The following is a 20,647-nucleotide window of genomic DNA, read 5'->3' on the forward strand; positions in this document are numbered from 1 at the left end:
CTCCCATCACGAGACAGGCGGAGGCCCCATGTCTGCACTGGAAGAGGCGATCGAGCGCCCGCAGACCGTGCGCTCGTTCGCCGCCCGCTCGCCGTTGCACGGACTGGACAGACACACCGTGGGTTTCGCCGACATCCTCGCGCAATCGGTCGCGGCCGTCGCCCCAGCCGCCGCCTCGGCGATGGCGGTGCTGCTGGTGGCGGACCTGGCGGGCGGCGCCACCGTGCTCGTGATGGCCCTCGCCATGATCATCACGTTCCTGGTCGCTCGGACGATCAACCAGTTCACTCGTCGGTTCGCCGCCAGCGGCTCCCTGTACACTTACGCGGCGCGCGGACTCGGCGCGGCGGGCGGACTCGCGACCGGTGCAGCGATCCTCGTCGGGTATGCCTTCATCTCGATCTTCGCTCTTCTGGGCGGCGCCCATTATGCGACCATGCTCGTGACCCGACTGTGGCCTCAGCTCGCCGCGACGCCGATCGCCCTGGGCGCTCTCGTCGTCGAAGCAGCGGTGCTCGCGATCGTCCTCGTGCGCGGCATCCGCCTCTCATCCCGGGTCGCGCTCGTCGTCGAACTCATCTCCGTCGCGCTGATCCTGTCGCTGATGATCGTGCTCCTCGTGCACATCGGGCCGCTCCAACCGGCGGCGATCTTCTCGGCCGACGGCATCTCCGTGGCCGGCGTCGCCGGCGGTGCCGTTCTCGCGATCACCGCGTTCGTGGGGTTCGAGAGCTCCGCGACGCTCGGCGTCGAGGCCCGCTCGCCGCTGAAGAACATCCCTCGCGCCATCGTGTGGAGCGTCGGCGTCGCCGGAGTGTTCTACCTCATCGCCGCCTACACGCAGATCGCAGGAGCCGCCGCGATCGGGGGGACGGCATCGGTCGCGCTCCTCGACGATCTCGCGTCGCGTTTCGGCCTCTCCGCATGGGCCGCCGTGGCGGACGTCGGCATCGCCACCTCGGGTCTGGCCTGCGCGATCGCCTCGACGACCGCCCTCACCCGTATCGTGTTCGCGCTCGCCCGCGACGGTGTCCTCCCCGCCCGACTCGGCCGCACGCACGGGCGCCACCGCACCCCGATCGGCGCGGTCGTCGTCGCGGTCCCGCCGATCGTCCTCGCACCGCTCGTGATCGTCGCGGCCGGCGTGTCACCGTGGGACGCGATGAAGCCCGTCCTGCTGATCTCGGCAGCGGGCTACATCGTCGCCTACGTGCTGGTCTGCATCGCCGCTCCCCTGTTCCTGCGCCGTATCGGGGAGGTCACCGTCGGTTCCATCATCGCCGCCGTCAGCGCGGCGGCGGCGCTTGCGGCATGCCTGACGGTCTATCTCGTCGCGGAGGCGGCCGCGGGAAACCCCGGGGTCTGGTTCGCCCTCGGCTTCGCCCTGATCGCCGCGGTACTGATCCGGTGGCGGCGGCGCTCGCCTCTCGGCGAGGTCGGGCGCTACGACGAGCCGGTCGCCGCCCACGTTCTCGGCGGCGTGGCCCGCACCGGCGGCGGCAGCGCACACGGGGGCGAACCGGGGGACGCCGACGGATGACGGCTGGCGACGCGGTATCGATCACGGCCCGACAGCCCGCCGCCATCCACAGCGCGCTGTCGATGCTGGAGGCCGTCGCTGCGATGGGTGCCGGCGTCACAGCGCGGCAGCTGGCCGACCGGCTCGGGATGCCGCGTGCGACCACCTATCGCCTGCTCAACCTGCTGGTGCAGGACGAGTACCTCGTCCGGACGCCGGATCTCACCGGATTCGCCCTGGGCACGAAGGTGGCGCTGCTGGCCGGCAGCATCGGCGTCGAACGCATCCCGCGCGCCGCACGGGACGTGCTCGAGCGCACCAGGGCGAGCGCGAGGGGCGGCATCCACCTCGTGCTCTATCGTGACGACCGGGTCGTCGTCGCCGATGAGGACCCCGACTTCCCCCTCTCGAATCGGCAGGGCCTGCAGCAGGAGCCCACCCGCTACGCCCTCGGCCTGCTGCCCCTGGTCGTGCGCGGGGAGACCGCCGCCGGTGACCTGGTCTCCGAACTCCGCTCGCAGGGGGTGATCCGCGCCCGCGACGGTCAGCGTGGCTGCCTCGTCGCGCCGATCACCGATGCCTCCGGCACGCTCGCCGGAGCACTCTCCTACTCGGGCCCGCGCCGGCAGATCGACAGCTCCGACTCGATCGCGCTCTCCCTCATCGCGGCCGCACGGGAGCTCGGGCCGCTCCTGACGTAGACCCCGCTGTCCGCCCGGGCCGATGGCCACGGCATCCCCCGGTAGACTGGCCATGCCCCGCCGGCCCCTCATCTAGGAGTGCGCGTGACCACCGCCCCTGCACCTGCCCACAAGCACGTCCCCGACTCCGTCGAGAACGCCACCGCGACTCCGGAGAAGGAGCAGCCGTACGCAGCGCTTGGCCTCAAGGACGACGAGTACGCCCGCATCAAGGAGATCCTGGGCCGCCGCCCGACCTCCGGCGAGCTGGCGATGTACTCGGTCATGTGGTCGGAGCACTGCTCGTACAAGTCGTCGAAGAACTACCTGCGCCGCTTCGGCCAGAAGGTCTCCGACGAGATGAAGGAACGCCTCATGGTGGGCATGGGCCAGAACGCGGGCGTCATCGACGTCGGCGAGGGCTGGGCCGTCACCTTCAAGGCCGAGAGCCACAACCACCCCAGCTTCATCGAGCCGTTCCAGGGCGCCGCGACCGGCGTCGGCGGCATCGTCCGCGACATCATCTCGATGGGCGCACGTCCGGTCGCGGTCATGGACGCCCTCCGCTTCGGCGCGATCGACCACCCCGACACCGCTCGCGTCGTGCACGGCGTGACCAGCGGCATCAGCTTCTACGGCAACTGCCTGGGTCTGCCGAACATCGGGGGCGAGACGGTCTTCGACTCCGTCTACCAGGCCAACCCGCTCGTCAACGCGCTCGCGGTCGGCGTGCTCCGCCACGAGGACCTCAAGCTCGCCAATGCGACCGGCGTCGGCAACAAGGTCGTGCTGTTCGGCGCCCGCACGGGTGGCGACGGCATCGGCGGTGCCAGCATCCTGGCATCCGACTCGTTCGACAGCACCGGACCCACCAAGCGCCCCGCGGTGCAGGTGGGCGACCCGTTCGCCGAGAAGGTGCTCATCGAGTGCTGCCTCGAGCTCTACCGCGACGAGCTGGTCGAGGCGATCCAGGACCTCGGTGCTGCCGGCATCTCGTGCGCGACCAGCGAGCTCGCGGCCAACGGCAACAGCGGCATGAAGGTCTCGCTCGACAACGTGCTGCTGCGCGACCCGTCGCTCACGGCCGAGGAGATCCTCATGTCGGAGTCGCAGGAGCGCATGATGGCGATCGTCGCTCCCGAGAAGCTCGACGCGTTCCTCGCCGTCGTTCAGAAGTGGGATGTCGAGACGTCGGTCCTCGGTGAGGTCACCGGCGACGGCCGCCTCATCATCGACTGGCAGGGCGAGCGCATCGTCGACGTCGACCCCTCGACCGTCGCGGTCGACGGCCCGGTCTACGACCGCCCGGTCGCGTACCCCACGTGGATCGACGCACTGCAGGCGGATGCCGCTGAGAACCTTCCGCGGTCGAACGACCCCGAGGTGCTTCGCGAGCAGTTCCTCGACCTGGTCGCCTCGCCGAACCTCGCCGATACCCGCTGGATCACCAACCAGTACGACTACTACGTGCTCGGCAACACGGCCCTGTCGTTCCCCGATGACGCCGGCATGATCCGCGTCGACGAGGAGTCGGGACTCGGCTTCGCGATCTCGACCGACGCCAACGGACGCTACTGCCAGCTCGACCCGTACGCCGGTGCGCAGCTCGCACTCGCCGAGGCGTACCGCAACGTCGCCGTCACGGGTGCCGTTCCCACCGCGATCACCGACTGCCTGAACTTCGGTTCTCCCGAGAACCCCGAGGTCATGTGGCAGTTCGGGCAGACCGTCGACGGTCTCGCCGACGGATGCTACGAACTCGGCACCCCGGTCACCGGCGGCAACGTCTCGTTCTACAACCAGACCGGCGACGTGCCGATCCACCCGACCCCGCTCGTCGGCGTGCTCGGCATCATCGACGACGTCTCGCGCCGCATCCCCTCGGGATGGCAGGACGAGGGTCAGAACATCTACCTGCTCGGCACGACCTCGACCGAGCTCTCGGGTTCGGCGTGGGCCGAGACCGTGCACCAGCACCTCGGCGGACTGCCCCCGAAGGTCGACCTCGCGGGCGAGAAGCGCCTCGCGGGTCTGCTCGGAGCCGCCCGTGACGAGTGGCTGATCTCGTCGGCGCACGACGTGTCGGAAGGCGGCCTCGCGCAGGCCCTCGCCGAGGGCGTCTCGCGCTTCGGCGTCGGCGCACGCGTCTGGCTGAACGAGATCATCGAGCGCGACGGTGTGGACGCGGCATCCGCCCTCTTCTCGGAGTCGACGGGCCGCGTCATCGTCACCGTTCCGCGGGAAGACGACGTCAAGTTCCGCGGACTCTGCGAAGGCCGCGACTACCCGGTGATGCGCATCGGCGTGACCGACTCCGAGGGCGACAAGCTCGAGGTGCAGGACGTCTTCACTGTGCCGATCGCCGAGATCCGCGAGCGTTCGCAGGCCACCCTGCCCGCCGCCTTCGGCCCCACGGTCACCGAGCCGGTCAGCGCATGAGCGGCGACGGTCTGAGCGAGGACTACGGCGATCTCGGCGAGAAGCGCAATCGCCGCATGCGCATCGTCGCCTGGACCGTCATCATCGCCCTCATCCTGGGTGGCGGCGGCGCGACAGTCATCACGCTGATCCTGGGCTGAATCGGGTTCTTCTCGGGTCTCTTTCCGACGCTGGTTCAGGGTGCCCGGCGGCACTCCGGCGACCCCGGCGCCTATCGCGGCGTGTCGGCGACCGGGTCCGAACCTGCGCCCGGCCGGCCTCGCGGCATCCACTTCTGCACCGGCATCCGTCATCCGGGTTTCTTCACAGTCCCCGGAACTCGGCCTCGCAATGTAGGCGCCCCCGCGAAGGATCCGAGGCATCACAGATCCATTGGGGGATGCCATGACCGAAGCCAAGCTCGACCTGATCGCCAAACTGCTCGCCAAGGCCGAGAGCACGACGCCCGAAGAGGCCGAGGCTCTGACCGAGCACGCCGAGCGCCTGATCGTGAAGTACGGGATCGAGCAGGCGCAGATCGACGAAAGACGGGGACTCCTGGGGCAGGCGCGCGAGCAGATCGTCACCGAGAGGATGCTGTTCCGCGGCGTCTACGCGAAGGACCTTCGTGAGATCGGCGTCGGCGTGGCCTACGGGCTGGGCGCGGTGCGCCCGATCCTGGCGGAGTACCCGCCGATCGCCGGCCTGCTTCTGGTCGGGCACTCGTCGGATGTGACGCAGGTGCAGACGCTGACCGCCAGTCTGCAGGTGCAGGCCACGGTCGCGATGCGCGCGTGGTGGATCGCGCATCGCGATCTGTATGCCGGCCATCGCGAAGGGGTGAGACGTCGAGCGCGCAGCGGCTTCCTCCGGGGGTTCGCCGCGGGCGCCATGAACCGGATCGAGCAGAGTCGCCGCGCTGCGGTCGAAGAGAGCGGCTCGGGGACCGAGCTCGTTCTCACCTCGCGCCGGAGCCGAGTGGACGAGGCGGTCGACGAGATGGCGACGACACACGCCCGGCGACGCCGCGGCGCGGATCCCGGCTCCTTCGCGCACGGCCACCGTTCGGGCCTGGAGGCCCAGACCGGCGGCGGCAGAGCGGTCTCGCCGCGATGACCACGCACGCGCCCGCTGCTGCTATCGCGAGAAGAGGAAGCGCGTCAGCCGAACGATCGCGTCGGTGTCGTGCTCGTCTCGAACGAGGGACTCGACGATGATCGCCCCGAGGATCGCCCGTCCCAGCTGCTCGACCGGTGCGTCCGGGGCGAGCTGCCCGTCGCGGATGCCGCCGCGGATGCGCTCGGCGAGGTACTTCTCGACGCCGAGGCTCTCACCGAGGTGCGCGCCGACTCCGGCGTCCTCGGTGGCAGCCGCCACGAGCGAGCGGAGAAGTGCCCCTCCCTCCGGCGCTTCGAGGATGGACAGCACGCTGCGCAGCCAGGTCTCGACATCGTCGGCGATGTCTCCCGTGTCGGGAACCACGAAGTCGACGGGGATCAGGCGGCCCTCGGCGAGGCATTCGCCGATGAGGGCTCCGCGCGACGGCCACCACCGATAGATGGTCTGCTTGCCGACGCCGGCCTCTTTCGCGATTCCCTCGATCGTGAGACGGTCGTACCCCTGGTTATGGAAGAGGCGAGCGGTGGCGTCGAGGATCGCTTCACGGGCAGCCGTGCTGCGCACGGGTCCGCTCCGATGCTCGTTCACCACACGTTCAGGATAACCACAGAACACTAGACGAGACGCCCCGTATGATCTATTCGTCTGAAGGAGATCGTTTTGGCTTCACTGCTGTTCCGCCTGGGTTCGTTCGCTGCACGCAAGGCGTGGACGGTGATCGTCTCGTGGATCATCATCCTCGGCCTGGGTGTCGGCGCGTTCCTCACGCTCGGCGGCACGCTGAGCAACAGCTTCGACATCCCCGGCACCGCCTCGGGCGCTGTGACCGACCAGCTCGCCGAGAAGCTGCCCGACACCGCCGGCGGCACGGGCACGGTGGTCTATCAGACGACCGACGGCTCGGCTTTCACGGAGCAGCAGAAGCAGGAGATCTCCGCGCTCGCGAAGAGCGCCGAAGACCTCGACGGCGTGGCATCCGTGATCGACCCGTTCGACGCGCAGCAGCAGCAGGCCGTGCAGGCGCAGGATCTCGCCGACGGCAAGGACCAGATCGAGGGTGGCCGGGCGCAGCTCGACGCCGGTCGGACGCAGCTCGACGAGGGTCGCACGCAGCTCGAGGCCGGTCTCGACCAGCTGACCACGGCTCGGTCGCAGGCAGAAGCGGGCGGCGCTCCGGCCCAGCAGCTCGCAGCACTGGATGCGCAGATCGAAGCTCTGAACGCGCAGGCAGCCCAGCTCGATGCGCAGCAGAAGACCATCGACGACTCGCGCGCCGAACTCGATGCGAACGCCGAGAAGGTCGACCTCGGTTCCACGCTCCTCGACCTCACGAACGGCATCGGCGTCGTCTCGGAGGATGGCTCGACGGCCATCGTCAACGTCTCGTTCGAAGACCCCCGTCTCGAACTCTCCGAAGAGGTCAAGCAGGGCACGATCGAGCACTTCGAGTCCTCGCCGATCGAGGGCGTCGAGGTCGACTTCGGCACCGACATCGCGCAGGGCGTGCCCGAGATCTTCGGCGTCGGCGAAGCGATCGGACTCGCATTCGCCGCCGTCGTGCTGATCGTCATGCTCGGCACACTTATCGGTGCAGCGCTGCCGATCGTGACGGCCGTCGTCGGCGTGGGCGTCGGCGTGACCGCATCTCTCGCCTTCTCGGGCGTCGTCGACATGGCATCCGTCACCCCCGTGCTCGGCGTCATGCTCGGTCTCGCCGTCGGCATCGACTACTCGCTCTTCATCGTGAACCGGCACCGCAAGCAGCTGCTCAATGGTGTTCCGGTTCGCGAATCCATCGGCCTCGCCACCGGCACATCGGGAACGGCCGTGGTGTTCGCCGGCACCACGGTGATCGTCGCGCTGCTGGCCCTCAACGTCACCGGCGTTCCGTTCCTCGGACTCATGGGCACGGTCGGCGCGGTCTGCGTCGGCGTCGCCGTGCTCGTCGCCATCACGCTCGCCCCCGCGATCCTCGGCCTCGTCGGAACACGACTGCTCAGCGGCAAGGCTCGCTCCACGATCGGCCAGCCGCACGCCGCGGGCAAGCCCGTGAAGCGGATGTCCACGCTCCGCGCGATCGTCACCGTGCTCGTCAGCGTGATCGCACTGCTGATCGTCGCGATCCCGTCGATGTCGATGCGCCTCGGACTGCCCGACGGCGCGAGCGAACCGTCGGATTCGACCAGCTACCGCGCCTTCCACATCGTCGACGAGCAGTTCGGCGAAGGGGCGAACGGTCCGCTGCTCGTCACAGCCACCCTCGACGACGCGGTGAGCGACGACGACCTGCTCGCCACGCAGGTCGAGATCGCCCAGAAGATCGCCGACCAGGACGACGTCGTGGGTGTCGCCCCGATCGCGAACTCCGACGACAACACCCTGCTCGCGTTCCAGGTGCTCCCCGCCGAAGGCCCGAACAGCGCATCGACCGAGAAGCTCGTGCAGGACATCCGCGCCCTGCCGCAGCTCGACGGCGGCATCACCCTCGGCGTCGCCGGGCAGGCCGCGACCAACATCGACATCTCCGAGGCACTGGCCGCCGTCCTGCCGCTGTACCTCGTGGTCGTGGTCGGGCTCTCGCTGCTCATCATGATCGTCGTGTTCCGCTCGCTGCTCGTGCCGATCATCGCCACCGGTGGCTTCGTGCTCTCGCTGTTCGCGACCTACGGCCTGATCGTCGCCGTGTTCCAGTGGGGCTGGGGCGCAGACCTCATCGGCCTGGACAGCCCGGGGCCCATCCTCAGCTTCCTGCCCGTGATCCTCGTCGGCATCCTGTTCGGGTTGGCGATGGACTACCAGCTCTTCCTCGCCTCGGGGATGCGCGAGGCGTACGTGCACGGAGCCTCGGCACGGGATGCCGTCGCCCAGGGCTTCCGGGCCGGACGTTCGGTCGTCGTCGCCGCGGCACTCATCATGGTGTCGGTCTTCGGCGGGTTCATCTTCTCGGAGTCGACCATCATCCGCTCGATCGGCTTCGGCCTGGCGTTCGGTGTGCTGCTCGACGCCTTCGTCGTCCGGATGCTGCTCATGCCGGCGCTCATGCACCTGCTCGGCCGGTCGGCCTGGTGGCTGCCGCGGTGGCTCGACCGCATCCTTCCGAACGTCGACATGGAGGGTGCTGCGCTCGAGCGCGAGCACCCGGGAGTCAGGACCGACACGGTGCAGGTCGTGGCGAGCTCGGAGACGCCTGAGGCGCGCTGACGTCGCGGCGGTGGCTGTGCCGCGCGGACTGCCGCTCGGCGTCCCTGCGAAGGAGATCTCGCACAACGAAGGAGCCCATCCGAGGAATGCTCCTTCGATGGGTGAGATCTCCTTCCGTGCGTGAGATCTCCTGAGGACGATTCAGCCGCCATTCGTGACGCAGCCCGCCGTCTGCATCACCTCACCCGGATACCTGGGTCCCCGGGACGCGTGAGTCAGGCCACCATCCCGCGCCAGATCGTCTCGACCGCAGCCCGCAGGCGAGCGGCCACCGCAGGGTCGTCCATCCGGTCGCCGCGCACGACGATCTGGTAGTACGCGGTGCCGGCTATCGCATCGAAGCACGCCTCGACGTCGAGGTCGGCCCGCAGCTCGCCACGGGAGATTCCCGCGCGCAACGCGTTCAGGAGCGGCACTCGTCGCCGCGACACGTGCGACTGCCAGTACGCCTTCTGCAGTGCGCGATCCGCCATGACGAGTCGGATGCGCTGCCGGAATCGTTCCTCCGCATAGCCGGATGCCGCGACAGACAGCGCCACCCCGGTGTCACCGAGACCGAACCCGTCGAACAGCGCCTCGCGCAGGTCGACATGGTCCGGGTATTCGGGCGGAATGGTGCGTCCGACGTCGAGCGCCGCCGCGATCAGCGTCGTGAGCGACGGCCACCGCCGATACAGGGCAGCGCGACTGACTCCGCTCCGCGCGACGACGCGGCTGACGGTGACGTCCTCGCCCGCATCGATGATCTCGAGCGTCGCGGCGACGATCTGCCCGTCCATGTCCTCATCGCGCGGACGGCCGGGGCGGCGGCGGACCGCAGCCCCGGCATCCGTCGCGCCCGCGCGGTTCGCGCCCGCAGACGTCGAGCCCGCAGTTCCGACGGCGACCGGAGCGGCACCGACAGCGTCACCCGGGCTCGCGACGCGAGCCTCCAGCTCCACGGTCGTCACGCGGCGAGCGCCCGCTCACGGAGCCGCGCAACAGTCGCATCCGACAGTCCCGCCGCTCGCAGCGGAGCGAGTGCATCGCCGTGCTGCGTGCGGAGGGTGTCGAGCAGGGTGCGCATCGACACCTCCATCGAACCCTCCAACAGCGACGACGTCGCACCGGCGGCATCCGCGTCGAAGCCGAGCGCCTTCCACATCGCGCCCATCACGGGTGCGGTGCGCTGCATGATCGCGACCATGTTGCCGCCGGTGAGGGCGTAGTCGGCGACGATGTCATCATCAGCCGCGCCGAGGGCGAGCAGCAGCATCGCCGCCACGACTCCGGTGCGGTCGCGCCCGGCCGCGCAGTGGAACGCCGCGGTTCCCGGCGTGTAGGCGATCACGTTCAGCGCGGTGACGAGCTGGGGTGCGGCGACCTCGACCATGCGCAGGTACATCCGGCCCATGGCGTCGTGGCTGAGCTCGGGAGCGTCGCGGTTCATCGACTCCCCGACATCCGCGATCAGCGGCAGGTGGTGGTACGCGACCGGGTAGTCGGCGAGCGGACCCCGCCCCGTGACCGAGACCTCGAGCGGCGAGCGCAGGTCGATGATCGCGGTGAGCCCTGCGGCTACGAGCTGCGACGCGATCTCGGTCGTGACGTAGGCGAGGTCATCCGTGCGGATCGCGAGACCCTCCCGCAGTACTCCCCCCTCGATCGGGATGCCGCCGAGGTCGCGCAGGTTCACGGGGGCGCTGAGCACCAGGTCGATGTCGGCGATGGTCATGTGATTCTCCTTCGGATGAGGGCGCTGCCCTGGTCGATCGCCGTGACCAGCACGATGATGCAGATGATGATGGCGCTGAGGTGGCCGTAGTCGTACATGCGCATGGCGGTGGTCAGCTCGAGGCCGATGCCACCGGCGCCGACGAGGCCGAGGATGGTCGCGCCGCGCACGTTGCCCTCGAACAGCAGCAGCGTGTAGGACGTGAGCAGCGGTGCGCTCTGCGGCAGGATGCCGTACTGGATGACCTGACGCTTCGAGGCACCGACCGCCTCCATGGCGACGACAGGTCCGCGGTCGACCTGCTCCATGGCCTCGGCGAAGATCTTGCCGATCGACCCGATCGACCCGAGGGTCATGGCCAGGATGCCGGCGAACGGACCGAGTCCGACAGCCGAGACGAACATGAGCGCGAACACCAGGTCGGGCACCGAGCGGATGATGTTCATGACCCAGCGCGTCGGGTAGTAGACCCACTTCGGCGCGATATTCGACGATGCCCCGAAGGCGACGAGCAGCGACAGCACGGCTCCGAGCACGGTGCCGACCACCGCCATCTGGAAGGTCTCGAGCAGCAGCGCGAGGATCGTGCCGATCTTCGAGAAGTCCGGCGGGAGCAGGCGCGACAGGAACTCGCCCATGTTGACCGCGCCGTCGCCCAGCTTGATGAAGTTGAACTCGGCGCCGTTGAACGACCAGATCAGCAGCAGGGCGGCGATCGGCAGCCCGAGCAGGAACCTCGCGCGCGGCACCCGGAACGCCCGCTCGAGCCGCGAGCGCTCGGCAGGGTCGAGGGTCGGCCTCGAGATCGAGCGGTCGGTCGTGCCGGCGGCGGGGCCGGCTGAGCCTGCCGACCCTGCCGTGGAGCGGGGGTCAGTGGTGAGCGTCATCGTCGTGCTCCTCGTCGTCGTAGAGCGGCGCAAGGGCCGCGGCATCCAGCTGCGAAGTGGCGCCGGCGACCAGCATCCGTCCGTGCCGCAGGCCGATGATGCGGTCGCTGTGCGCGAGGGCCAGCGGCAGCACGTGCAGGCTGACGAGCACGGGGATGCCGTCTTCGGTGGCGATCTCGCGCAGCAGACCGAGCACGGAGTCGGCGAGCTTCGGGTCGAGCGACGCGACCGGTTCGTCGGCGAGGATCACCTTCGGCTGCTGCATGAGAGCGCGGGCGATCGCGACGCGCTGCTGCTGTCCGCCCGACAGCGAGCGAGCAGGCTCGTTGGCCTTGTGCGCGATGCCGACGCGATCGAGCAGCTCGAGTGCGCGGCGACGGTGCGCGCTCGAGAAGCCGCCGACCAGATTGATGGAGCCCGCGCCGTGCAGGGCTCCGGCCAGCACGTTCGTCATGACGCTCAGGCGCGGGATGAGGTTGAACTGCTGGAACACCTGGCCGACATCCGACCGCAGGGTGCGCAGCTCGCCGCGCGCGAGATTGGTGACGTCGTAGCCGGCGACCCGCGCCGACCCTGCCGAGATCGGCGCGAAGCCCGTGAGACTGCGCATCAGGGTGGACTTGCCCGACCCCGAGGCGCCCAGCAGCGCGACCATCTCGCCCGGGAACAGGTCGAGATCGACGCCGTCGAGCACGGTGGTGGTGTCATACGCGACGCTGAGGTCGCGCACCGTGACGAGCGGCAGGGCCTGGCGCAGCTCGGCGGTCGGGGTGCGGAGCTCTTCCGCCGTCGGCGATCCCAGACCATCGGATGCCGTCTCGGCGCGTCGGGCGGCGACATGCCGATCGGCGGACGCACCGCGCGCGTTCTCCAGTGAAGCGACGACGGGTGCGGGACTCGTCACTTGAGGTCCTTGAGTTCGACACCGGCGACCGCGGCGATCTCGGCGAACGAGGCGAACGACGAGCCGTCGGGGTCGACGGTCTGCTCGGCGGCGGCGAAGGCGCCGTACGCTCCGAGGCGCTCGGCGTTCTCGGGCGAGAAGACTTCGGCGATGCCCTCCTGGATGACCTTGCGGGTCTCGGCGTCGAGCGACTGACGTCCGAGCACAGCACCCTGGATGTCCATCGCCGGGCTCTCACCCACCGCACGCCACTCCCCGTCGGCGAACGGGAACATCGGCGCGCCGAGCTCGGTCAGCATGACGGCGGTGCAGGCGGCATCCACCTGTCCCTGCTCGAGCGCGGCAAAGCTGCCTTCGTGTCCGCCGGCGAAGATCGCCTCGTAGTCGGTGCCCTGCTCGAGGCCCGCCTCATGCAGCATGTACACCGGCATGAAGTAGCCCGAGCTCGACGCCTGGTCGGCGAAGGCGACGGTCTTGCCCTCGAGGTCCTCGACGGTCTGGATCGGCGAGTCGTTCAGCACCACACAGGTCGAGACGGGCTTGCCGTCGCCCTGGAAGGCGACGAGCGCGTCGACCTCGCCCGTGTTCACGGCGAGCGCCGAGGGGAAGCCGCTCATGATGCCGATGTCGACGTGGTCGGCGCGGATCGCCTCGACGACGCTGAGGTAGTCGGGCACATCGGTGATCTCGACGTCGCGACCGGTGGCGTCTTCGAGCAGCTCGGCGAAGACCTCGACGGGGTTCTCGGCTGTGGGGTCGTCGCCGACCGGGATCGTCGCGATCGTGAGAGGAGCGTTCGGGTCGGCGGGGGCCGCTTCGGCGGACGGGCTCTGGCAGCCGGTCAGGGCGAGGGCGGCGACGCCGAGGAGGCCGACGGCGGGCAGGGTGAGGCGGCGCATGATGACCTTTCGGGAGGAGGCGTTCCCGAATTCCGAGAACATGGGTATTCCAACTCGCGAAGGTGACAGGCAATTACGAGACCGCCGTACTCGAAACGGAACGCTGAGTGAACGGCTGGTGTCGGAGGTGCCGCCTAGAGTGTGCGGATGACGTCGGATGCCCGCTCACGCCTCGAGATGCTGCGCGCCGAGGCGACGGCGCGGGTCGCATCGACGGCGGCGACCCTCGCCGAGCTGATGCACGATCGCGAAGGCTCGAACGACGACGACGAGCACGACCCCGAGGGCGTCACACTCTCGTCCGAGTGGTCACGGCTGACCGGGCTCGCCGACGCGGCGGCATCCGAACTCCAGCAGGTCGACGACGCGATCGCACGACTGGATGCCGGCGCCTACGGCGTCTGCGCGCACTGCGGCAGGCCGATTCCCGAGGCGCGTCTCGAGGTGCGCCCGTTCGCCACGCACTGCGTCGCCTGCGCGGAGAAGCTCGGCCTCTGATCGGCGCCCCGCAGAACTGGACGCCGCAGACCCTTAACCGCCGACGACCTCGGCGATCGCCCGACCGAGCTCGACCGTCGTGGCGGTGCCTCCGAGGTCGGGGGTGAAGGGCGCAGCATCCGCTCCCCTGCTGAGCACGTCTTCGATCGCGCCGAGCACGGCGGCCCCGGCATCCGGATACCCGAGGTGCTCGAGCATCATCGCACCGCACCAGATCTGGCCGATCGGGTTCGCGATTCCCCGCCCGGCGATGTCGGGCGCCGAGCCGTGCACGGGCTCGAAGAGGCTGGGGAACAGCCCCTCCGGGTTGATGTTGGCGCTCGGTGCGATGCCGATCGTGCCGGTGCATGCCGGTCCGAGGTCCGAGAGGATGTCGCCGAACAGGTTGCTCGCCACCACGACGTCGAACCAGTCGGGATGCAGCACGAAGTTCGCGGTGAGGATGTCGATGTGGAACTGGTCACGCCGCACATCGGGGTAGTCCGCGGCGACCGCGGCGACCCGTTCGTCCCAGTAGGGCATCGAGATCGAGATGCCGTTGCTCTTCGTCGCGGACGTGAGATGGCCGCCGCGCTTCTGCGCCAGGTCGAACGCATACCGCAGCACCCGGTCGACACCCGTGCGAGTCATCACCGTCTCCTGCAGCACGAACTCCCGCTCGGTGCCCTCGAACATGCGCCCGCCGATAGACGAGTACTCGCCCTCGGTGTTCTCGCGCACCACGTAGAAGTCGATGTCACCGGGCTCGCGGCCGGCGAGCGGAGAGACGACGCCGGGCATGAGACGGCACGGTCGCAGGTTCACGTACTGGTCGAACGCACGCCGGAACTGGATGAGGCTGCCCCAGAGGCTCACGTGATCGGGCACGACATCGGGCCAGCCGACGGCGCCGAAGTAGATCGCGTCGAACCCGCTGAGCGTCTCGAACCAGTCCTCCGGCAGCATCCGCCCGTGCTTCTGCCAGTAGGCGGCGCTAGCGAAGTCGAACTCCTCGAACTCGAGCGCGATGTCGAAGCGGGATGCCGCGGCACGCAGCACCCGCAGCCCCTCGGGCATCACCTCGGTGCCGATGCCGTCGCCGGCGATCACGGCGATGCGGTGCGTGGTGGTCATGGGATTCCTTCCGGGTACGGACAGAGGGGACGGAGGAGCGAACCTCAGAGCACGTCCCGCTCGGCGGGGTGGTGGCAGGCCACGCCGTGGGTGTCGCCGTGGTCGACGAGCAGGGGCACGACCTCGGCGCAGACTTCGGTGGCCTTCCAGCAGCGGGTGCGGAAGCGGCATCCGGACGGCGGCGAGACCGGACTCGGCACGTCACCCGTCAGCACGATGCGCTCCCGCGCCCGCTCGGCTCGGGGGTCGGGCACGGGGATCGCCGACAGCAGCGCCTGGGTGTACGGATGCAGCGGCCGCTCGTAGAGCTCATCGACCGGTCCCTCTTCGACGAGCTTGCCGAGGTACATGACCCCGACGCGGTCGCTCAGGTGTCGCACCACCGACAGGTCGTGCGCGATGAAGAGGTAGGTGAGACCGAGGTCGCGCTGCAGATCGTCGAGCAGGTTGAGCACTCCGGCCTGCACGCTCACATCGAGGGCGCTGACCGGCTCGTCGAGCACGATGACCTCGGGCTCCACCGCGAGAGCGCGCGCGATGCCGAGCCGCTGGCGCTGACCGCCCGAGAACTCATGCGGAAAGCGATCGGCGTGGGCCGGGTTGAGCCCCACCTGCGCCAGCAGCTCCTCGACCCGCTGCTCGTGCCGTCCACGGTGCAGCCCGTGGATCACGAGTGGTTCGGTGATCGTGGCGCGCACGGACTTGCGCGGGTTGAGCGATGCGTAGGGGTCCTGGAACACGAACTGCACCCGACGCCGCAGCGCCCGCAGCCGCCCGCCCTCGAGGCCGGTGATGTCGTCGCCGCCGAGCCGGATCGTGCCGCCGTCACTCGACTGCAATCGGGCGACGCTGCGCCCGAGCGACGACTTGCCGCACCCGGATTCGCCCACGAGGCCGAACGTCTGGCCGGCATCGATCGAGAGGCTCACATCCGACACGGCCTGCACGACGTCGCGCGTGCGCCCGAACAGCCCTCCGCCGACCTTGTACTCCTTCACGAGCCCCTCGACGGTCAGACCGGTGCCTCCTCGAACGACCTCGCTCACGACGCGATCACTCATGACACGACCTCCTTCTGCCATTCGTCGACCCGCACGCATGCGGCCGTATGCCCGGCGCCCACCTCGATCGGCGGTGGCACCACGGCATCGCAGAGCCCCTCGACCGCATGGGCGCAGCGCGGTGCGAAGCGGCATCCGCCGGGCCAGGCTGTCGCCACCGGCGGTTGCCCGGCGATCTGATAGAGCCGCTCGTCCCGAGACGAGCGGCGGTCGAGCCGAGGCAGCGAGGCGAGCAGCCCCGCCGTGTACGGATGCGCGGTCTCGTAGAACAGCGGGTCGACGTCGGCCGTCTCGACCAGCCCGCCCGCGTACATCACCAGCACCCGATCGGCGGTGCCGGCGACGACGCCGAGGTCGTGGGTGATGAGCAGCACGGTCGTGCCCGTGCGCCGCTGCACCTCGCGCAGCACCTCGAGCACCTGCGCCTGCACCGTGACGTCGAGGGCGGTGGTCGGCTCGTCGGCGATCAGCAGGTCGGGCTCGTTCGCGATGCTCATCGCGATCATCACACGCTGCCGCATGCCGCCCGAGAACTCGTGCGGAAAACGGTCGACCCGAAGTTCGGGCGAGGGGATGCCGACGACATCGAGCAGCTCGACGGCCCGCGCCCTTCGCTCGGCCGCCGTCGACTCGGGCCGATGCACCCGCACCGCCTCGATCAGCTGCTCGCCCACCCGCATGACCGGATTCAGCGCGGTCAGAGCATCCTGGAACACGATCGCGATGTCCTTGCCGCGGATCTCACGCAGCTCGGCGTCCGAGAGTCCGACGAGCTCACGCCCGCGGAGCTTGATCGATCCGGTGACGACGGCCTTCTTCGGCAGCAGCCCCATGATGGCCATCGCCGTCATCGATTTGCCCGATCCGGACTCGCCGACGATGCCGACCGTCTCTCCGGTGCGTAGAACGAACGAAACGCCTTCGACGGCTCGAGCGAGGCCGGCATCCGTCGGGAAACTGATCGCGACGTCGTCGACCTCGAGGAGGATCTCTGCGGTGCTCATAGATTCTTCCCCTGCGGGTCGAGGGCGTCACGGAGTCCGTCGCCGATGAAGTTGACGCACAGCACCGTGACGAGGATGAACAGGCCGGGGAAGTACAGCAGGTACACCTGGGGTGTGCCCACATATCCCGCGGCCTGACTGAGCATCGAGCCCCAGCTGGTCTGGGGCGGCTGCACACCGAACCCGAGGAAGCTCAGGGTCGACTCGGCGATGATCGACGACGCGACGGCGAGGCTCATCGCCACGACGATCACGCCCGCGAGGTTCGGCAGGAGGTGCGAGACGACGATGCGGAATCCGGATGCTCCGATGCCGCGCGCCGCGTCGATGAAGTCCTTCTCCCGCAGCGACAGCACCTGGGCGCGCACGACGCGGGCGATGTACGTCCACCCGAGTGCCGTGAGCGCCAGGACGATCGTCGTCGGCGAGGGCCCGAGCCCCTGCAGGATCACCGCGAGCAGCGCGATGGCGGGGACGATGAGGAACAGGTCGGTGATGCGCATGATGAGCTCGCCGACCCAGCCGCCGACGTACCCGGCGATCGCCCCGAGGGCGGTGCCCACGATCGTCGCCAGGAGAGCGACGGCGAGGCCGATCGCGAGCGAGATCTGCCCCGCGAAGAGGATCTCGCTGAGGTAGTCGCGGCCCAGCTCATCGGTGCCGAGCCAGTGCTCGCCCGACGGGGGTGTCGGGCCGAGCAGCAGATCCTGCTGCCCTTGCGGGTACGGGGCGAGCCAGCCGGCGCCGAAGCACGCGATCAGCAGGATGGCCAGCACGATGAGACTCGTCACCGCGAGTCGGTGATGCAGGAACCCTCTGAGCAGCTGGCGGGTGGGCGCCTTCTGCGGATCCTGCTCGGCGAGGATCTCCTCGCGTCCGGCGATGCCTGCACCGCTCATGACAGCCTCACTCTCGGGTCGAGCACCGCATAGGCGATGTCGGCGATCAGGTTGCAGACGACGACCGCGACGGCGACCACGACCATCCAGGGCAGCAGCACGTAGACGTCGCCGGCGACGAGCGACTGCAGGAACAGCCGCCCCATGCCCGGGATCGCGAAGATCTGCTCGGTGACGACGAGACCTCCGATGAGGATCGCGGCGTCGAGGGCGACGACGGTGACGAACGGCGCCATCGAGTTCCGCACCGCGTGCCGCCAGATCACCTGACGACGCGGCACCCCTTTGGCTCTGGCCGTGCGCACGTAGTCACTCGACAGGGCGTCGAGCATCGCCGCCCGCCCGAACCGGCTCCACGATGCGACGAGCGCGATCATGAGGGCGGCGACGGGCAGGATCAGGTGCCGGATGTAATCGATCACACCGGTCTCGCCCGGCGAGTGCAGCCCGATGAAGAAGAGCGGCGGCTCGCTGAGCCCGAACGCCTCCTTGGGCCATACCGCGAACGTCTGGATGAGGATGAGTCCGAACCAGAACGCCGGCATCGCGATGCCGATGTACGAGGCGCCGGTGAGCAGGTTGTCACCGAGCGAGTACTGACGGACGGCCGAGTAGACGCTGATGCCGCCGGCGATCAGCACCGCGATGATCAGCCCCCAGAAGGCGAGCTGCACTGTCGGCCACAGCGCATCGCCGATCAGCGGCAGGACCGGGGTTCCCGTGCGGGTGCTGAGGCCCCAGTCTCCGACGATCAGCGACCGCAGCCACAGGAGATACTGCTCGGGGATCGACCGATCGAGACCGAGTCTCTCCACCTCGCGGGCGATCACGGCCGGGTCATGCGCCTGGCGCAGCTTGGCGAGCGGATCGAACGTCGAGCGCACCGCCCAGAACAGGATGAACGAGGCGACGATGATCACCGGGATCGAGTACAGCACCCGTCGTGCGATGAAGGTGATCACGTCGCCTCGTTCCTGTCCTGCTCTGCCTGTCCGAGCCGGCTCAGCCGGCCAGGCCCCACTCGGCCAGGTTCCAGAACGGGCCCTCGACCGGGTTGATCTGCAGCGGGCCGCCGACCGTGTCGCTCCACAGGAGCACGTTGGGCACGGCGTCCAGCGGCAGTGACGGCACGTTCTCGGCGATCAGCGCGTCGGCCTCGTGGGAGGCGGCGATGCGCGCATCCGGGTCGACCTCGCTGTCGACCTGCGCGAGCAGGTCGTTGAGGCCCGGGATGTCGGTGCGGTAGAAGTTGATGCCGGAGAAGCCGTTCGCCTCGCTCGGGATGTTGACCGATGAGAACGTCGAGCTGAGAGTGGGATCTGGGAACGTGTCGACCAGAGCCCAGATACCGGCCTGGAAGTCGCCCTGCGGGGCGATCGTGCCGAACAGGTCCGCGGGCGTCACCTGGTCGATGGTCATCTCGAATCCGGCATCCGCGAGCTGCGACTGCAGCACCTGCACGGTGAGGTCGCGGCGCTTGTTGCCGGCGAGGGTCTTGATCGCGAACGTCGCCGTCTCACCGTCCTTCGCCCAGACGCCGTCGGAGTCCTTCGCCCAGCCGTCGCCCTCCATCAGCTCGTCGACCTTGTCGAGGTCGAGTGAGTACTGCGAGAAGTCGTCGGCCGCGAACGGTGCGACCATCGGCGAGTTGAAGCTCTGCTGGGCCTCGTCGATGCCGAGGCTGCCGAACAGGCGCTTCACGATGGCATCGCGGTCGATCGAGTAGGCGAGTGCCTGGCGCACGGCGACCGAGTCGAAGGGAGCGGCCGAGTTGTTGAGCCAGATCGCCTCGAGGTTGCCGCTGCGGGCATCGACCTGCGACTGGATGCCGGGCAGCCCTGCATCGATCTGGTTCAGCGCATCGAGCTGCGGCGAGGGGTAGAGCGCACTGACCTGGCCGCTCTTGAGCGCCTGGAACGCGGCGGTCGTGTCGGGGAGGAAGAGGAAGGTCACCTTGTCGAGGTGCGGCTTCTCACCCCAGTAGTTCTCGTTCGGGACGAGCGTCACAGAGGTGCCGCGAGTCCATTCGTCGATCTTCCACGGACCCCCGCTGAAGTCGTAGCCGTCGGCCATGAGCGCGTTGCGGTCCTGGCCCTCGAGCAGGTGCGCGGGCATGATGCCGTAGACGCTGAAGAGGGTGCGCCATCCGGCGTAGGGCGAGCTGAGGGTGACGACCGCGGTGGACGGGTCGGTCGCGTCGACCGAGGCGATGCGGTCGTAGCCGGTCTTGTCGAAGATGTCGTCGCCGTCGCGGATCTGCAGCGCCGTGTACTCGAAGTCGGCCGAGGTGATCGGCTCCCCGTCCGACCAGACCGCGTCGGGGTTGATCGAGTAGGTGATCGTCTGGGTGCCGTCGTCCGCGACCTCGACCTCGGGCTCGGCGGTCACCAGGTCAGACGGCACCGGCACCCATTCGTCGTCGACCTGCCGCGTCTGGAAGACACCGGGCAGCGTCGGGATCTGCATGATGTACGTGCCCCAGATCGACCCGCCGCAGGTGGCGATCCAGTCGGCGCAGTCGGGCTCCTGCTCGGCGCCGATCACGATCTCGCCGCCGTCGACGACCGCGACCTCACTGGGCTCCGGCGTGGTGCCCGACGACGAGCAGGCGGTGAGCGAGCCGATGAGCGCGGCGACGGCGAGAGCGGCGACGAAGCCGCGACGGGAGGCGGGTGCAACAGAGCGAAGGGGCGATTTCGACATGGTCGGATCTCCTGTGATCGGGCTACTG

19 protein-coding genes are annotated in these 20,647 nt (G+C 69.1%); 7 read left to right on the plus strand and 12 right to left on the minus strand.

What is annotated here, in order from left to right:
* Nucleotides 1-28 precede the first annotated feature (28 nt).
* The 5 genes from BEP68_RS01885 to BEP68_RS01905 all read left to right on the plus strand — a co-directional run bounded on the left by BEP68_RS01885 (nt 29) and on the right by BEP68_RS01905 (nt 5,733).
* Nucleotides 29-1,540 (plus strand): APC family permease, encoded by a 1,512-nt coding sequence (locus BEP68_RS01885; protein WP_187249055.1) that lies wholly within the window; start codon nt 29-31, stop codon nt 1,538-1,540.
* Nucleotides 1,537-2,220 (plus strand): helix-turn-helix domain-containing protein, encoded by a 684-nt coding sequence (locus tag BEP68_RS01890; RefSeq protein ID WP_187249056.1) that lies wholly within the window; start codon nt 1,537-1,539, stop codon nt 2,218-2,220. Before BEP68_RS01885 ends, BEP68_RS01890 begins: the two co-directional genes overlap by 4 nt.
* Before the next feature lie 84 nt (nt 2,221-2,304).
* Nucleotides 2,305-4,638 carry a phosphoribosylformylglycinamidine synthase subunit PurL gene (purL, locus tag BEP68_RS01895; RefSeq protein WP_053098386.1) on the plus strand — a complete coding sequence of 778 codons (2,334 nt, stop codon included), beginning with the start codon at nt 2,305-2,307 and terminating at the stop codon, nt 4,636-4,638.
* On the plus strand, nt 4,635-4,778 hold the full coding sequence (locus BEP68_RS01900; RefSeq protein ID WP_171821968.1) for a hypothetical protein: 144 nt from the start codon (nt 4,635-4,637) through the stop codon (nt 4,776-4,778). Before purL ends, BEP68_RS01900 begins: the two co-directional genes overlap by 4 nt.
* A gap of 244 nt (nt 4,779-5,022) precedes the next feature.
* Nucleotides 5,023-5,733 (plus strand): DUF2786 domain-containing protein, encoded by a 711-nt coding sequence (locus tag BEP68_RS01905; RefSeq protein ID WP_187249057.1) that lies wholly within the window; start codon nt 5,023-5,025, stop codon nt 5,731-5,733.
* Nucleotides 5,734-5,754: 21 nt separating this feature from the next.
* On the opposite strand, the gene BEP68_RS18335 is transcribed toward BEP68_RS01905, so the two are convergent.
* The gene (locus BEP68_RS18335) at nt 5,755-6,327 is read right to left on the minus strand and encodes a TetR/AcrR family transcriptional regulator (RefSeq protein ID WP_187249058.1); all 573 of its coding nucleotides are present in this window, start codon (nt 6,325-6,327) and stop codon (nt 5,755-5,757) included.
* Nucleotides 6,328-6,396: 69 nt separating this feature from the next.
* On the opposite strand from BEP68_RS18335, the gene BEP68_RS01915 reads away from it, so the two are divergent.
* Complete coding sequence (locus BEP68_RS01915; protein ID WP_187249059.1) at nt 6,397-8,937, plus strand: MMPL family transporter; 2,541 nt, start codon at nt 6,397-6,399, stop codon at nt 8,935-8,937.
* Between the two features lie 215 nt (nt 8,938-9,152).
* Here BEP68_RS01915 and BEP68_RS01920 read toward each other — a convergent pair whose 3' ends face one another.
* From BEP68_RS01920 to phnD, 5 genes are read right to left on the minus strand one after another with little or no spacing between them, the layout of a single operon-like run.
* The gene (locus tag BEP68_RS01920) at nt 9,153-9,887 is read right to left on the minus strand and encodes a TetR/AcrR family transcriptional regulator (protein WP_315985250.1); all 735 of its coding nucleotides are present in this window, start codon (nt 9,885-9,887) and stop codon (nt 9,153-9,155) included.
* Nucleotides 9,884-10,651 (minus strand): tyrosine-protein phosphatase, encoded by a 768-nt coding sequence (locus BEP68_RS01925; RefSeq protein WP_187249060.1) that lies wholly within the window; start codon nt 10,649-10,651, stop codon nt 9,884-9,886. Before BEP68_RS01925 ends, BEP68_RS01920 begins: the two co-directional genes overlap by 4 nt.
* Nucleotides 10,648-11,538 carry a phosphonate ABC transporter, permease protein PhnE gene (phnE, locus tag BEP68_RS01930; RefSeq protein WP_187249061.1) on the minus strand — a complete coding sequence of 297 codons (891 nt, stop codon included), beginning with the start codon at nt 11,536-11,538 and terminating at the stop codon, nt 10,648-10,650. The genes BEP68_RS01925 and phnE overlap by 4 nt, the downstream gene beginning before the upstream one ends.
* On the minus strand, nt 11,522-12,442 hold the full coding sequence (locus BEP68_RS01935; RefSeq protein WP_315985251.1) for a phosphonate ABC transporter ATP-binding protein: 921 nt from the start codon (nt 12,440-12,442) through the stop codon (nt 11,522-11,524). Before BEP68_RS01935 ends, phnE begins: the two co-directional genes overlap by 17 nt.
* Nucleotides 12,439-13,383 carry a phosphate/phosphite/phosphonate ABC transporter substrate-binding protein gene (phnD, locus tag BEP68_RS01940; protein WP_232224512.1) on the minus strand — a complete coding sequence of 315 codons (945 nt, stop codon included), beginning with the start codon at nt 13,381-13,383 and terminating at the stop codon, nt 12,439-12,441. The genes BEP68_RS01935 and phnD overlap by 4 nt, the downstream gene beginning before the upstream one ends.
* A gap of 105 nt (nt 13,384-13,488) precedes the next feature.
* On the opposite strand from phnD, the gene BEP68_RS01945 reads away from it, so the two are divergent.
* Nucleotides 13,489-13,839: a TraR/DksA family transcriptional regulator gene (locus tag BEP68_RS01945; RefSeq protein ID WP_187249062.1), complete on the plus strand. Its 351-nt coding sequence runs from the start codon at nt 13,489-13,491 to the stop codon at nt 13,837-13,839.
* A 33-nt stretch (nt 13,840-13,872) separates the two neighbouring features.
* On the opposite strand, the gene BEP68_RS01950 is transcribed toward BEP68_RS01945, so the two are convergent.
* From BEP68_RS01950 to BEP68_RS01975, 6 genes are read right to left on the minus strand one after another with little or no spacing between them, the layout of a single operon-like run.
* Nucleotides 13,873-14,952, minus strand: coding sequence for a tartrate dehydrogenase (locus BEP68_RS01950; protein WP_187249063.1), 1,080 nt, complete (start codon nt 14,950-14,952; stop codon nt 13,873-13,875).
* Between the two features lie 44 nt (nt 14,953-14,996).
* Entirely contained in the window at nt 14,997-16,013 is a 1,017-nt protein-coding gene (locus BEP68_RS01955; RefSeq protein ID WP_187249064.1) for an ABC transporter ATP-binding protein, read from the minus strand.
* Nucleotides 16,010-17,017 carry an ABC transporter ATP-binding protein gene (locus tag BEP68_RS01960; protein ID WP_187249065.1) on the minus strand — a complete coding sequence of 336 codons (1,008 nt, stop codon included), beginning with the start codon at nt 17,015-17,017 and terminating at the stop codon, nt 16,010-16,012. The genes BEP68_RS01955 and BEP68_RS01960 overlap by 4 nt, the downstream gene beginning before the upstream one ends.
* Nucleotides 17,014-17,916 carry an ABC transporter permease gene (locus BEP68_RS01965; RefSeq protein WP_187249066.1) on the minus strand — a complete coding sequence of 301 codons (903 nt, stop codon included), beginning with the start codon at nt 17,914-17,916 and terminating at the stop codon, nt 17,014-17,016. The genes BEP68_RS01960 and BEP68_RS01965 overlap by 4 nt, the downstream gene beginning before the upstream one ends.
* Nucleotides 17,913-18,878: an ABC transporter permease gene (locus BEP68_RS01970; protein ID WP_187249067.1), complete on the minus strand. Its 966-nt coding sequence runs from the start codon at nt 18,876-18,878 to the stop codon at nt 17,913-17,915. Before BEP68_RS01970 ends, BEP68_RS01965 begins: the two co-directional genes overlap by 4 nt.
* Before the next feature lie 40 nt (nt 18,879-18,918).
* Entirely contained in the window at nt 18,919-20,619 is a 1,701-nt protein-coding gene (locus tag BEP68_RS01975) for an ABC transporter substrate-binding protein (RefSeq protein WP_187249068.1), read from the minus strand.
* Between the last annotated feature and the right edge of the window lie 28 nt (nt 20,620-20,647).

The sequence above is a fragment of the Microbacterium sp. 4-7 genome (genome assembly GCF_014332665.1).
Taxonomy (GTDB): domain Bacteria; phylum Actinomycetota; class Actinomycetes; order Actinomycetales; family Microbacteriaceae; genus Microbacterium.